This window comes from Kribbella sp. VKM Ac-2571 (assembly GCF_004362255.1).
GTDB lineage: Bacteria > Actinomycetota > Actinomycetes > Propionibacteriales > Kribbellaceae > Kribbella > Kribbella pratensis.
Window position 1 is genome coordinate 238,362 of the sequence record NZ_SNWS01000001.1, and the last position, 14,304, is coordinate 252,665.

Here is a 14,304-nt window from a genome sequence, read left to right on the forward strand (position 1 = left end):
GTGATCCCGGCAGCCGCGGTCCTGACACCGTGTAGGCGGCGTGTCAGGTGCGTGTCAGGACACCCGCCGAAGGTGTTCCCATGACAACTTCGGCGATCGCGGTCACAGGACTGCGCAAGGCATTCGGCGACAAGACCGTGCTCGACGGGATCGACCTCGACGTCCCCGCGGGTACCGTCTTCTCCCTGCTCGGCCCGAACGGGGCCGGCAAGACGACGACGGTGAACGTGCTGACCACGTTGACCAAGGCGGACAGCGGCACGGTCCGGGTGGCCGGGCACGACGTCGCGACCGACGCCAAGGCGGTCCGGTCCGCGATCGGCGTCACCGGCCAGTTCGCGGCCGTGGACGAGCTGCTGACCGGCCGCGAGAACCTCCAGCTGATGGTCGACCTGAGCCCGGGTGCGGGTAACGAGGTCGTCGGCCGGCTCCTGGAGCGCTTCGACCTGGCGGAGGCGGCCGACAAGGCCGCGGCGACGTACTCCGGTGGTATGCGCCGCAAGCTCGACCTGGCGATGACCCTGGTCGGCGACCCCCGGATCATCTTTCTCGACGAGCCGACGACGGGCCTCGACCCGCGCAGCCGGCGCACCATGTGGACGATCATCCGCGAACTGCTGGCCGACGGCGTGACCATCTTCCTGACCACGCAGTACCTCGACGAGGCCGACCAGCTGGCCGACAGGATCGCGGTACTCGACAAGGGCCGATTGGTTGCCCAAGGCACCCCGGAAGAGCTCAAGCGGCAGATCCCCGGCACCCACGTCCGGTTCCGCTTCGGCTCCGTCGAGGACCTCGACACCGCCGCCCGGATCATGCCCGACTCGACCCGCGACGACGACGCGCTGACGCTGCGGGTCCCCAGCGACGGCGGCACCCAGTCGGTCCGCAAGCTGCTCGACCGGCTCGACGAGTACTCGGTCGACGCCGACGAGTTCTCCGTCAACACCCCTGACCTCGATGACGTATTCCTTGCCCTGACCGGCCACGACACCGCGGAGGTAGTCGCGAAATGAAGAATCCCTCGATCGTGATGCTGCGCCGCAACCTCAAGCACATCGCGCGGAACCCGACCTCGGTCTTCAACGCGGTCCTGATGCCGGTCGTGGTGATGCTGATGTTCGTCTACATGCTCGGCGACGCGTTCAGCGTCGGCGTCCCGTACGTCGACTACGCAACGCCCGGCATGCTCCTGCTGGCGGTCTGCTACGGGCTCGGCGCCGTGGCGACGGCGGTGAACTCCGACATGACCAAGGGCATCATCAACCGCTTCAAGGTGATGGACGTACCGCGGGGCGCGGTCCTGACCGGGCACGTGATCGCCAGCGTGATGACCAACCTGATCGCGATCGCCGCGATCATCGGGGTCGCGTTCGCGCTCGGCTTCAACCCGTCGGCGAGCCTCGTCCAGTGGCTCGGCGTCACCGGTCTCGTCGTCCTGCTCGGGGTCGCGACCGGCTGGCTGACCGTTGCCCTCGGCCTCTTCGCGAAGACCCCGGAGACCGCGGGTCTGGCCTCGGTGCCGCTGGTGATGCTGCCGTTCTTCAGCAGCGCGATCGTGCCGGCCGACAAGATGGGTCCCGGCGTGAAGCAGTTCGCGCAGTACCAGCCGTTCACGCCGATCATCGAGAGCCTGCGCGGCCTGCTGAACGGCGCGCCGGAGACCGGCGACCTGATCGCCGCGTTCGCCTGGTGCCTCGGGATCGCCGTGGTCGGGTACATCTGGGCGACCTCGACGTTCAAGAAGCGAGCGTGACCTCGACGAGCTCTCGCCAGCTCGCCTGCCGGCCCTCTTCCGTCGCCTCGGTGAACTTCGCGTCACCGAGGCGGCGGCGCGTTTCCCGCTCGACCTCGGCGACATCGGGGTTGGACCGGTCCGGCAGTCCCCGTACGACGGCACTCGCGGCAAGCAACCGCGCGGCCTGCTCGTCCTGATCGGTGCGCAAGGCCAGCTCCGCGATGCCGACGAGCATCTGGGCGATCCCGGGGGCGTGCCCGCTTTCGCTCGCTGCCTGGAACGCCGCGCTGCGGTGCTGCCAGGCCTGGTCGAGATCCGCGGCCAGGTAGCCGAGCATGTCCTGGATCGTCACGCGCAGGTTCGGCCGCTCCGCCTCGTGGCCCAGCAGGGTCGTCGCGAGGTCGAGCTGCCGGCGTGCCTCCTCGGCGTCGCCGCTCCAGCGCGCGAGCTCCGCCTTGCACAACGCCAGCTCGACCAGCGCCTCCGGCCAGGCGACGCGTTCTGCCTGGCGCAGCGACTCCGCCATCGCGGTCGCACTCGCCTCCTGGTCGTCCGCGAGCCAGTACAGCTGAGCCTGCCGCGACCGCATCCGTACGACGTCCTCGGTGGCCCCGACCTCGGCGGCGACCGCGATCGCCTGCTCGTAGTACTCGCAGGCGCCGGCGAACTCACCACGTACGGCGACCCGGTCCGCTAGCTCGGTCAGCGCGAACGACATCCCCCAGCGCTCGCCGATCGTCCGGAACTCCTCGACCGCCGTCGCGACCGCACGATCCGCGTCCGGGTCGCCGTCGCCGAGCATCATCCGCATCTTGCCGGTCTGCAAACGCGCAAGCGCCCGTACCCAAGGATCTTCGTCGCTGAGCAGCGGCTCGAACGCGGACACGAACGAGTCCGGTCCGCGCAGCAGCCCTTCCAGCGCGGTCGACATCGTCACGGCGGGGTGCGAGCTCTTGACCCGCTGGCTGATCTCCGCGGCCTTGCGGATCCAGTCCTCCGCGTTGAACTGGTCGCGGCCACGCCCCGAGGTCATGAAGGTGGCGACGAATGCGTACACCACGGCGCGGCTCTCGTCGGGCACCTCGCCCGGCAGGTCCGGGGCAGCCATCAGGAACTCGCTGCCCTCGACCTTGTGCCCGGCGAACCACCAGTACCACCCGGCGGCCGCGGCGAGCCGCATCGCGCCCGCCGCGTCACGGGCTGCCAGTGCGGCGCGCATCGCCGCCGCGATGTTGTCATGTTCGCCTTCGACGATCGCCAGCCATTCGAGCTGCTCGGTGCGCCGCAGGTGCGGGTCGGCGGTCTCGGCCAGCTCGGTGAAGCAGGCGAGATGGGTACGGCGGGTCTGGTCGGTCTCACCCGCCTCCTCGAGACGCTGCTGGGCGTACTCCTTGATCGTGCCGAGCAACCGGTACCGCGGCGCGCCCTCGTCCTTCGTGACCACCAGCGACTTCTCGGTCAGTGCGGTCAGCAGGTCGAGCACCTCCCACGACTCGACCTCCCCACCAGCACAGACCTGCTCGGCCGCTTCCAGGCTCGCGCCGCCCGCGAAGACCGACAGCCTGCGCAGGGCAGCCCGCTCGGCGTCGGACAGCAGCTCCCAGCTCCAGTCGACCACTGCGCGCAGCGTGCGGTGGCGGGGGAGCGCCGTACGACTGCCGCCCGTCAACAAGCGGAAACGGTCGTCGAGACGGTTCGCGAGCTGCTCCAGCGACATCGTCCGCAGCCGGGCAGCGGCCAGCTCGATCGCCAGCGGCATACCGTCCAGGGCACGGCAGATCCGGGCCATCGTCTCGGGGTCCAGGGCGAGGTCCGAGCGGACGGCCCGTGCCCGGTCCTGCAGCAGACGGACGGCCGGTGAAGTGTCGATCTCGCTGTTGTCGGCGGGGAGCGCGAGTGGTGCGACCGGCCACAGTGCTTCGCCGGTGATACCGAGCGGTTCCCGGCTGGTCGCCAGGATCCGCAGCCGGGGGCACTCGCCGAGCACCCGGTGGGCGAAGGTCGCCGCGGACTCGATCACATGCTCGCAGTTGTCCAGGATCAGCAGCATCGCCCGCTCGCGGACGGCGGCGATCACGCGGTCAGTCGGGTCCGCATCCGGTACGTCGCCGAGCAGCGCGTCCCGCAGCGCGAGCGCGCCGAGCGTGGCCTGCGCCACATCACCGTCGGCGCCGATCGCCGCGAGCTCGACCATCCAGGCGCCGTCGGGCACGTCGCCGAGCACGGTCCGCGCGGTCTCGGTCGCGAGCCTGGTCTTACCCGATCCGCCGGGCCCGATCAGCGTCGTCAGGCGGTGCCCGGCGATCAGGTCGCGGACGCCGGCGATGTCGGCGTCCTTGCCGACGTACGTCGTGAGTTCTTCGCGGAGGTTCGTGTTCCGCTTCTCGTCCCGGCGTACCAGCTCGCCGCGGAGGAGGGCGACGTGCAGGGCGGACAGCTCTGGTGAGGGGTCGACGCCGAGCTCGTCGGCGAGGGTCTCGCGGGTGCGCTCGTACACGCGGAGCGCCTCGGTGTCGCGGCCGGAGGCGACCAGGGCGCGCATCAGGGCGGCGACGAGGCGTTCGCGCACCGGGTGGGCGGCGACCAGGTCGGTCAGCTCGGTGACGAGGTCAGCGCCGTGACCGAGGGTGATCTCCGCGTCGTACCGGTCCTCCATCGCGGTCAGGCGGAGCCCGTCCAGCCGGGTCACGGCCGCGTCGAACGCGCCGCTCTCGGTTAGCCCGACGTCCTGCATCGCCGGCCCACGCCACAGCGCGAGCGCCTCACGCAGCAAGCGGACGCCCTGCGGGTCCTGGTCGGTGCGGGCCCGGGTGAGGAGACGTTCGAACCGAACGGCGTCCACCGCGTCGGGATCGATCTGCAGCCGGTAGCCGTCCGTGTGACCCTCGACCGAGCCCTCCGGGAGTACTTTGCGCAGCCGCGACACCAACCGCTGCAAGGCGTTCGCGGCGTCCGTCGGCGGCTGCTCACCCCAGATCCAGTCCACCAACGTGGCCTTGGGAACCACCCGCCCGGCGTCCAGCGCAAGCACAACCAACAGCCCACGCAACCGCGCCCCCGGCACGTCGACAAGCCCCCCATCGCCCGCCCGCACCTCGAACGGCCCCAGCATCCCAATCTGCACCCCGCAGATCTTGCCACCTGGTGCCGCCGCCCATCGCACTCGGTGGCCAGCTGCTCCTGCACCGCCCTGACCTGAGGAGTGAACTCGGGCGGTCTAGCTCAGAGCCTTCTTCACCAGCGCGATGATCTGCTTCTCGACTGCCGGCGTCAGCTTCGTGACGGCGTACGACGTCGGCCACATGTCGCCGTCGTCGAGGTTGGCGGAGTCCTGGAAACCGACGGTGGAGTAGCGGTACTTGAACTTGGCTGCGTCCTGGAAGAAGCAGACGATCTTGCCGTCCTTCGCCCAGCCGGGCATGCCGTACCAGAGCTTCGGCGTCAGTTCCGGCGCGATCTGCGGGATCAGCTCGTTCAGCCGCTCGGCGATCTCGCGGTCGGCGTCCGCCATCGTCGCGATCTTCGCCGCCTGCGCCGCCGCCGGGTCCTCCTTGCTCTTCAGCTCCTTCGCGTGCTGCTTCATCGCGTCCCGCTCAGCCTCGCTGAACCCGTCGTACGACTTCTTCTTCGTGGCGGCCATTGGAGTGTCCTCTCAGGTTGTCGTCTCCGAACACCCCAAACACTAGAAGCCACCGAACCTCTGCGCTTCTTGAAAACTGATCAGATCCGTCAGGCGTGCTCGGCGGTGGACTTGATGTTGGCGAGGGTCGTCAGGATCCCGCGCCGTTGTTTGGCGGGCAGCCGGAGGACGGCGTACATCGCCTTCATAGGCCACGCGCCTTTCGCCGGTGGCAGGACCTCCATGTGATGGGTGAGCCGGGTGCCGTCCAGCTCCGGGGTGACGGTGTAGGACCAGAAGACCCGGCCGCCGTCGCCGCGATTGGCCTCTTTCATCGGCGGGAACGAGACCCAGCCGAAGGCGTGGACCGGATCCCACGTGGTCACCTCGGACGGCGCGTCGAACTTCTGCGGCCCGAACTTCTCGTGCGCGACCCACCGCGCTCCGACGTGCAGCGTGTCATCGAAGTCGATGACTTTGGTGATGCTCTTCGGTCCGGCGTACTCCGGATGCCGCCGGACGTCGGTGACAAGCTCCCAGACGGCGTCCGGCGTGGCGTCGACGTGGACAGTTTCCTCGATGTCTACCAGTGCTTCCATGGTCTCAGCGTTTTCGGTAGGTGGCGGTGTAGGTGGTGTTTACGGCTGGGGCGGTGATCGTGTGGCTCTGGGGGCCTCCGTCTGACCAGGACGTGAAGTTGTAGGTGAACTTGTTGAACTGCTGTGGCGACGGGGCGCTGACCGAGTTCGCCGAGCCGACCACGACGGTGACCGAGAACGGGGTCGAGCGTGGTGCCTCGTTGACGACCATGTTGGTCAGGGTGAGCCCGCCCGGGTTGGTCCGGAACGTCAGTACGACGGTCCGCGGGTCCAGCCGGACCGAAGCCGTCGAGGACAGGCCTGCGGAATCGGTCGCGGTCAACGCCAGCTCGAGCCAGCACGGATATGCGTGGTCCGGGGCCGCGAACGTGCCCGAAGAACCGCTGAAGGTCTGCAACTCGTGCGCGTGGCAGTCGGACGGCGTGATGCAGTGATGCAGGATCAGCTTCCAGCTCAGCGCGGACGCGGGCAGCGACCCGTCCTGTGCGTCGGTCGCGTGGCCGGCGAAGGCGATCTGGTCACCGACCTTCCAGGTCAGGCTCGCTGAGGGCGAGTCGATCACCGCCGTCGGCGCCGTATTGCCGGCCGTGACGGTGACCGACGTCGTGTCCGTCGCCCCCTGGTTGTCCGTCACCCGCAGGCTGGGGTGATAGGTCCCCACCGCGCTGTAGGTGTACGTCGCCGTCGCGCCGGTAGCGTCGCCGAACGTGCCGTCACCGTTGAGGTCCCACGAGTAGCTGAGCGGCCCGCCCTCGGGATCGGAGGACGCGGTGCCGTCGAAGTTGACCGTCAGCGGGACGGCGCCGCTGGACGGGGTCGCCGTGAAGGCCGCGGTCGGCGGCTGGTTGGCGGCGGTGAAGGTGATGCGGTGTACGGCGCCACTCTCCATGTCGACGTAGAACAGGTCGCCGCCCGGACCGATCTTCAGGTCGACCGGATGGCCGGCCGCGCCACCCGTCGAGTCGACGCCGACGAACGACCGGAGCCGGGCCGGATCAGGTAGACCGTTCGTTCCGGGCAGCATCGCCCAGATCTCGTTCCGCGAGTGGTCGGCGAAGAACAGCGCGCCGTTGTACTCGGACGGATACGTCCCACCCTGGTAGAAAGCGATCCCGGTGATCGACGAACCGCCGGTGTGGCAACCGGTGTAGTTCACCACGCAGGCGCTGTGGTTGTAGGTGTAGTACGGCGCGACGACCGAGCCGGGCGTCGAGTACAGCGACGAGCACGACGACAACCCGGCGCCCTGGTACCCGCCCTGGGCCGCCGCTCCCTCGTAGCACGGCCAGCCGAAGTTGCTGGCCGTCGTCGGGGACACCACTCGGTTGATCTCTTCCCACGTGTTCCACCCGACGTCGCCGATCCACAGCTCGTCGGTCCCCGGACGCTGCGTGATCCGGAACGGATTACGTGTGCCGTAGGCAACGATCCGCCGGGCGTTCGGATCCGCCGAGGAGAAGAACGGGTTGCCTGGTACGCCGGCGCCAGTGCTGGGGTCGACGCGCAGGATCGCACCGTCCAGCGATGCCGGACCGCTGGGACGGCGGACGCTCTGACTGCGCAGCGCGCCGCCTTGCGCGTTCGGAGGTGTCAGAGCGGTGCCGACCGACCCCGGAGGATCTCCGCAGGGGTTGGCCTGGTCGCCGGCGTAGCTCGCGCCGTACTGGCCGTAGTCGACGTTGTTGAAGCTGGCGCCGTCGCCGCCACTGACGTAGAGGTATCCGTCGCGCCCGAAGAGCAACGTGCCGACCGAGTGGCTGGGGAACTGCTGGCACCAGTCGTTGATCAGTACCTGCTCGGATCCGGTCATGACGTTGCCGCTGATCTGCAGCCGGGACAGCCGGGCCGACACGAGACAGCCGTCCGTGGTCGGGCCGGGTGGTGTCGGGCAGGCGTCGTTCCACCGCGGGGCGGTTCCGCCGATTGCTGCGTCGTACGCGTAGAGGACGTAGATGTACGGGTCGGCAGGGAAGTTGGGTGGCAGCGCGAGACCTAGGAGGCCGCGGTCCCAGTAGTCGTCGACCCGGAGCGACAGGTCGGCGACGGTGACCGGACTGGTGTCCGTGAGGCTCTGGAAGATCTTGATCACGCCGTTCTTCTGACCGACGACGATCCGCCCGTCCGGCGCGAACTGCAGCACCGTCGGGTTCGTCAGTCCGCTCAGGACGACCGAGTCACGGAACCCGGTGGGCAGTGTCTCCGCCCGGGCCGCGCCTTGACTGAGTACTGCGGCGACCAGGAGCATCGCGGCCGCCATGCCGATCCGTCCGCGCCTGCGCGCGGTCCTGCCGAGACCCCACATCTCGTCCCCCACTTCCCAGCGCCTCAGACCCCTCCGCGCGCTGTCTGTGGTTCAGAATGCGCCGATCCGCGGCAGCCGTCGAGTGGGTAGCTGCCCGCAGCCGACCGAGCTCAACAAGTAGCCGACACTGGAGGCGTGAACCGATTGGACGACCTTGCTGCCGAAGGCGAGCCGGAGAAGGAGTTCAACCCGGGCATCGCCGCCCGCTTCCAGCGCAAGACCGCCGCCGGCGGCGCACTCATCCGCGACCGCGCCGGCCGGATCCTCTTCCTCGAACCCACCTACAAACCCACCCTCGACATCCCCGGCGGCATCGTCGAGGCCGACGAGTCGCCGTACGAGGCGTGCTGCCGCGAGGTGCAGGAGGAGATCGGCCTCGCCCTGGACATCGGCCGCCTACTGGTCGTCGACTGGGTGCCGGCCCACGGCCCGTGGTCGGACTCCCTGGCCTTCATCTTCGACGGCGGCATCCTGGACGACCCCGCCCTCACCCTCGACCCCACCGAAGCCCGAGCTCACCACTACCTCACCCTCGCGGACGCAAGTCCCCGCCTCCGGCCCTCCATGGCCCGCCGCCTGGCCCTCGCCCAGCGAGCTCTAACCACGGGCACCACCACCTACGCCGACTTCGGCCGCCCTGTCTGAGGATCTGCAGGCCATCACAATGCAGCCGCTCCCGCCACGGCGAGCGTGACGGGAGCGGTGGAGGGGCGATTGTGATGGGCTGGCGGTCCGGGCCTACCCGGTGGTGGCGAGCATCGTCGGGCGGTAAAGCGTCAGGCCGTCCTCGTCGACGACGGCGACCCGGATCGCCGAGGGCGCGGAGTCCTGGTGCGGTACGGCGAAGACGGCGGTCGCGCGGCGACCGTCGTACCTGGCGGCGTAGCTCACGAACCGCCATTCCTCGTCGTCCCAGTAGTCGTGGATGTCGGAACGCAGCAACCCGTCGACCGCGCGGTACGCCGGGCTGAGCAGGACTCGTCGCTGTGTCGCGACGAGCGGTGTGGCGTCGGACGCCGTACCTGCGTACGGGTGGCTGAGCCGGATGCGGAACCGCCGCAACGGCAGCAGCCAGTACCGGTCGAGCTCGGCGGACAGCATCGCGAACGCCGCCGCCTCGAAGACCAGCACGGCGAGACCTGCGCCCGCGGACCACCAGCCGGTGTCTGCCGTGGTCGCGAGTGCAGCAGTTGCCAGTAGCAACAAAGCGCGCGCGATCGCCCGGTTGCCAACAGGTTTGGCCGACTTCCCGGCACACCCGCAAGAGGCTTCGGGTACGACGATCTTCGAGTAGATGAGGAATGCGGCGAAGCCGACGGACAGTACGACGGCGGCGAGTGCCTCGATCGCCCACGAAGGTGGTAGGAGAAGGGCGAGGGCGAGCAGGGCTTCGAGGGTGGCCAGGGCTTGGTAGGCGTGTTTGGCGCGCGGCTCGCCCACCAGGCTGGGTAGGGCTGTGCGCTCGGCCTGCTTCGGATCGGCGAACTTGCCGTACGACGACCAGAGCAGGAGCAACCCGATCAACAGCGGCTGAGCAGCCGCCAAGGTACCCATGTCAGTTCGACGTGTAGATCGTCGCGATGTCGATCTCGTTGGTCCCCGGTCGCCAGGCGCCGATCACCTGGGCGTGCCGTCCGACCTTGAGCATCGACAGGTCCGACACCGCGGGCGTGCCGTTGTACACGGCCGCCGTGGTCCCGGACTGCACATGCCCGACGACCTTCTGGCCGTGATGATCGAACTGGACGCCGTTGCGCCCGATCGCCGTGATCGCGACGGTGAGGTTGACGATGTTGACCCAGATCGCCTCGGCGGCCAGGATCCCGTCCGGCAGCAGTACGCCGCGTGCGTACAGGCCGTCGCCGATCCGGGCCTGGTCGATCGTGGTCGGACGCAGCTTCCAGACACTCGTCACGCCGGTCAGCTGGATCCGGTGCATCCGGCCGTCGGATCCCTGTACCTGCAGAAGATCCTGGTTGCGGCCCATGATCAGACCTTCGGCGAAGTTCGGGTCCGGCTGACCCGCGTCGGCGAACTGCTGGTCGGCGGCGAATGCCGTCTCCGGGGCGAGTGAGCCCATCGCGGTGGCGGCGACCAGTCCGGTCGCACCGAGGGCGGCGCGGCTGAGCAGCGAGCGGCGGTCCATCGTGGAAGTCATCTCGGTCTCCTCTCAGGCCACGTCGATCGACACGGGGGACAGGCCGCTGCTCAGGCTGAGGCCGAGCGCGCTGAATGCGGCCGGCGTGAAGTCGATGACCCGGTTCGAGGCGCAGTTCCCGCCGCAGCAGGTGCGCTCGCCGCAGAACAGGTCGGTTTGCGGGCCGCAGTCGGCGATCGACGTGACGATCCGCTTTCCGGTGCACAGACTGGTCGTGGCGTGCCGGAAGCCGCAGGTACGCCGGGACATCCCGGTGATCCCGCAGCTGTCCGGGTGAGTAATGGCGTAGCAGGCGTCCGAGGTGTTCGGCCACGCGTGCTGCATGCTTCCCGAGTTGCACGTCCCGCAGGCGCCGTGCCCGGCGCTTCCACAGGGTCCCCATGCGTTCCCACAACAGAACCACGAGGCTTCGGCGGTAATTCCGGCCATAACAGATTCCTCCAGGTCTAGGGGCGGTAAGACCTACTGGAACTCTTTGTACTCCGATCCGGCGAAATCTCCCAGAGGTAAGCGAAGAAACGGAAACTTTTTGCCTAGTCTTCTTGAGCTGAACTGGTGCTGAGTTGCTGGCCGCGCAGCAGGAACCAGGCGACGAGCGCGGTGATCAGCAGGACGGCAGCGCCGACGCCGGCCGCGATGGAAACGCCGTGGGCAAAGGATTGTCGCGCCGCATCGAGCAACTGAGCCCCCGCCTGCGACGGAAGCTGCGCGGCCGCCTCGACCGCTCCACCCAGCGACTCGTGTGCCGCGGCCGGCGTGCCCGCGGGACCGGTGAAGTCGCGGTAGACCCCGGTGACGATCGATCCGAGCAACGCGATCCCGAGCGCCGCGCCGAGCTCGTACGCCGTTTCGGACACCGCGCTCGCCGCGCCTGCTTCCTCCTTCGGTACGGCGGCCAGGATCACGTCGGCGGTGACCGTGAACGAGAACCCGGCACCTGCCCCGACCACGAGCAACGCCGCACCGAGCAACGGATACCCAGTGTCCTGCTTGATCGTGGTGAGCGCGGCGAGCGCCAGACCGATCGCGGCGAGACCACCGGCCACGACCGCGCGCACCGAGAACCGTCGCGCCACCCGCCCGGCGAGCAGACCGGCGACGATCGCACCGATCGCGGCCGGCATCTCCGCGAGCCCGGCCTCGATCGGCCGCCGCCCCTGCACCAGCTGCAGATACTGCGACAGGAAGAAGATCAGTCCCGAGAGCCCGAGGATCGTGAGCAGATCGGCCAGTACGGCGCTGCTGAAGCCACGACTGCGGAACAACCGCAGGTCCAGCAACGGGATCGGGAGCCGGCGCTGACGACGTACGAACCCGTAGAGGGCGATCGCGCCGACGATCCCCGAGGCCGGCGGGATCCAGTCGAACCCGTGCGCCGCGAACTCCTTGATCGCGTAGACGATGCCGATCATCCCGATCATCGACAACACGACACTCGCCAGGTCCCACGGTCCGGGCTGCGGGTTCCGGGACTCCGGGAGCAGGCGAGCGCCGACGACGACCAGCACCGCCATCACCGGGAGGTTGATCAAGAAGACCGAACCCCACCAGAAGTTCTCCAGCAGTACGCCGCCGACGATCGGGCCGATCGCCATTCCCGCCGACGCCGCGGCGCCCCAGATCCCGATCGCGACACTGCGCTCCCGCGGGTCGTGGAACAGGTTGCGGATCAGGGCGAGCGTGGCCGGCATCAGCGTCGCGCCCGCGACCCCTAGCAGTGCTCGCGCCACGATCATCAGCTCGGCCGAGTTCGCGTACGCGTTCAGCACCGAGATCGCGCCGAACGCCGTCGCGCCGATCAGCAGGATGCGCTTGCGCCCGATCCGGTCGCCGAGGCTGCCCATCGACACGAGCAGCCCGGCGAGCACGAACGAGTACGCGTCGCCGATCCACAGCAGCTGGGTGCCCGACGGCTTCAGGTCCTCGGAGAGGAAGGGTGTCGCGAGGCCGAGCACCGTCGCGTCGACCGCGACGAGCAGAACGGCCAGCACGAGTACGCCGAGCGCCAGCCAGCGCCTCGGCCGGGTCATCGCCTGCTGCTTCATTTCGCTGTCCGGAGTGCGCCACCGAGCAGCAACTCGGTGACGTTCGAACTCAGGTCCTTGGGGGCGACCCGTCCGTCGCAGATGGCCCAGGCCGCGGAGACCAGCAGCCCGTACAGCGCTTCGGTCAGCCACACCGGGCTGAGGTCGATCCGGAACTCGCCCGCTTCCTGACCGCGCCGGAACAGCGCGACCAGACGCGCGTCGAGCCGGGCCCAGCCCGCGTTCTGCTCGTCGCCCTCGAACAGCTGGTTCTCGGAGTACAGGAACGCGAGCTGCCGGGCGACCGGCTCGAGCTCCTGCACCAGGCGCCGTACGGCGTCGGCGGCCGGGCCGTCATCGATCGCTGCTCGCGCGATGGCGGCCTCGCACTCGGCGATGCCGAGCTCCTCGAGCGCCCGGACCAGCGCGTCCCGCCCCGCGAACTGCCGGTTCAGCGTGGCGCGGCTGATCCCCGCGGCCCGCGCCACTTCGTCCATGGTCGCCGAGGACTTCCGCATCAGCAGACTCGCGGCGGCCCGCAGAACGTTCTCCCGATCAACAGCCATGAGACAAGCATACCCCAAATGATACATTGTTGTCTCACTAAAACCTCTGGCCTGAGCCCTGTATGCGGTATACGATCAACCGAGAATGTGGCGGGTGTGACCTGGTGAACGGTGAGATCGATCGGGACCCTATAGACTTGCCATGTTGTGGAGGGGAGTATCCCGCCACGGCAGCGTCGTCATCACGGGAGGCCTGGACGGCCGAACCGGTGCTGCCGGCCCGGAGTCATCCGGGTGGGAGAGACCTCCGGACCACGCCAGCTGTGTGCCGACGTCCGGAGGTTCGTCATGGTTTCTGTCATGCCACCCGTTGTCTGGGTGCTGACAATCGCCGGGTTGCTCGCGATCGTCGCGTTCGACCTGGTCGTGATCGCGCGCCGCAACCACACCGTGACGATCAAGGACGCGACCCGCTGGGTGCTGTTCTACGTCGGCCTGGCCGGACTCTTCGCGCTCGGACTGTTCCTGTTCAGTCCCGGACAGTCGGGCAGTGAGTTCGTCGCCGGCTACATCACCGAGTACAGCCTGAGCGTCGACAACCTGTTCGTGTTCGTGATCATCATGGCCCGGTTCGCCGTGCCGAGCCTGGCGCAGGACAAGGTGCTGTACATCGGCATCGTGGTCTCGATGCTGCTCCGGGCAGTCTTCATCCTGGCCGGCGCGGCGGCGATCTCGGCCGCGAGCTGGGTTTTCTACATCTTCGGCGCGTTCCTGGTCTATACCGCGGTCCGGCTGGCGCTCGAGGGCGAGAACGACGAGTCCGACTTCCAGGAGAACGTCGTGATCCGCGCGATGCGCCGGGTCCTGCCGCTGCAGCACGACTACGACGGCGCCAAACTCGTCACCAAGACCGACGGCCGCCGGATGCTCACCCCGCTGGTGATCGTGATCTCCGCGATCGGCATGGCGAACGTGATCTTCGCGCTCGACTCGATCCCGGCGATCTTCGGGCTCACCCAGGACGCCTACATCGTGCTGACCGCGAACGCGTTCGCGCTGATGGGCCTGCGGCAGCTGTATTTCCTGATCGGCGGCCTGCTGGAGCGGGTCGTGTACCTGAACGTCGGCCTGTCGGTGATCCTCGCGTTCATCGGCGTGAAGCTGATCATCGAGGCGCTGCACGGGTCGCACATCGACGACATCGGCGCGATCCGCCTGCCGCACATCGGCATCCTCACCTCGCTCGGCTTCATCGTCGGCACCCTGTTCGTCACCACGGTCGCCAGCCTGGTCAAGACGTCACGCGACAACCGCCGCGAAGCGGTCCGTATCAACATCGACGAGTGATCCACGGCCGG

The 14,304-nt window shown here is 68.6% G+C and carries 13 protein-coding genes; 4 read left to right on the plus strand and 9 right to left on the minus strand.

The features are described from left to right. Positions 1-80: 80 nt before the first annotated feature. The gene (locus EV651_RS01260) at positions 81-1,016 is read left to right on the plus strand and encodes an ATP-binding cassette domain-containing protein (RefSeq protein WP_133781042.1); all 936 of its coding nucleotides are present in this window, start codon (positions 81-83) and stop codon (positions 1,014-1,016) included. After that, positions 1,013-1,756, plus strand: a complete 744-nt coding sequence (locus EV651_RS01265) for an ABC transporter permease (protein ID WP_133781044.1) — start codon at positions 1,013-1,015, stop codon at positions 1,754-1,756. Before EV651_RS01260 ends, EV651_RS01265 begins: the two co-directional genes overlap by 4 nt. Here the strand turns inward: EV651_RS01265 and EV651_RS01270 are convergent. The 4 genes from EV651_RS01270 to EV651_RS01285 form a co-directional block, all read right to left on the minus strand. Continuing rightward, positions 1,740-4,862: a BTAD domain-containing putative transcriptional regulator gene (locus EV651_RS01270; protein ID WP_133781047.1), complete on the minus strand. Its 3,123-nt coding sequence runs from the start codon at positions 4,860-4,862 to the stop codon at positions 1,740-1,742. The two genes, EV651_RS01265 and EV651_RS01270, sit on opposite strands and share 17 nt — an antisense overlap. A 93-nt stretch (positions 4,863-4,955) precedes the next feature. Next, positions 4,956-5,378 (minus strand): iron chaperone, encoded by a 423-nt coding sequence (locus EV651_RS01275; protein WP_133781049.1) that lies wholly within the window; start codon positions 5,376-5,378, stop codon positions 4,956-4,958. 89 nt (positions 5,379-5,467) lie between these two features. Continuing rightward, the gene (locus tag EV651_RS01280) at positions 5,468-5,956 is read right to left on the minus strand and encodes an SRPBCC family protein (protein ID WP_133781051.1); all 489 of its coding nucleotides are present in this window, start codon (positions 5,954-5,956) and stop codon (positions 5,468-5,470) included. A gap of 4 nt (positions 5,957-5,960) precedes the next feature. Further along, on the minus strand, positions 5,961-8,270 hold the full coding sequence (locus tag EV651_RS01285) for a PQQ-dependent sugar dehydrogenase (protein ID WP_202870111.1): 2,310 nt from the start codon (positions 8,268-8,270) through the stop codon (positions 5,961-5,963). A 123-nt stretch (positions 8,271-8,393) separates the two neighbouring features. Here EV651_RS01285 and EV651_RS01290 point away from each other — a divergent pair, with 123 nt between their 5' ends. After that, a complete protein-coding gene (locus EV651_RS01290) occupies positions 8,394-8,903 on the plus strand; it encodes an NUDIX hydrolase (protein ID WP_133781053.1) in 510 nt (169 codons plus the stop codon). 93 nt (positions 8,904-8,996) lie between these two features. Here the strand turns inward: EV651_RS01290 and EV651_RS01295 are convergent, their stop codons facing one another. The 5 genes from EV651_RS01295 to EV651_RS01315 form a co-directional block, all read right to left on the minus strand. Continuing rightward, a complete protein-coding gene (locus tag EV651_RS01295; RefSeq protein ID WP_133781056.1) occupies positions 8,997-9,812 on the minus strand; it encodes a MauE/DoxX family redox-associated membrane protein in 816 nt (271 codons plus the stop codon). A gap of 1 nt (position 9,813) precedes the next feature. Beyond that, the gene (locus tag EV651_RS01300) at positions 9,814-10,416 is read right to left on the minus strand and encodes a cell wall protein (protein WP_133781058.1); all 603 of its coding nucleotides are present in this window, start codon (positions 10,414-10,416) and stop codon (positions 9,814-9,816) included. 12 nt (positions 10,417-10,428) lie between these two features. After that, positions 10,429-10,740 carry a hypothetical protein gene (locus EV651_RS01305; protein WP_238156579.1) on the minus strand — a complete coding sequence of 104 codons (312 nt, stop codon included), beginning with the start codon at positions 10,738-10,740 and terminating at the stop codon, positions 10,429-10,431. Between the two features lie 209 nt (positions 10,741-10,949). Beyond that, entirely contained in the window at positions 10,950-12,446 is a 1,497-nt protein-coding gene (locus tag EV651_RS01310; protein WP_238156580.1) for an MFS transporter, read from the minus strand. 11 nt (positions 12,447-12,457) lie between these two features. Then, positions 12,458-13,006: a TetR/AcrR family transcriptional regulator gene (locus EV651_RS01315; protein ID WP_202870112.1), complete on the minus strand. Its 549-nt coding sequence runs from the start codon at positions 13,004-13,006 to the stop codon at positions 12,458-12,460. Between the two features lie 300 nt (positions 13,007-13,306). On the opposite strand from EV651_RS01315, the gene EV651_RS01320 reads away from it, so the two are divergent. Beyond that, entirely contained in the window at positions 13,307-14,293 is a 987-nt protein-coding gene (locus tag EV651_RS01320; RefSeq protein ID WP_133781066.1) for a TerC/Alx family metal homeostasis membrane protein, read from the plus strand. Positions 14,294-14,304 lie beyond the last annotated feature (11 nt).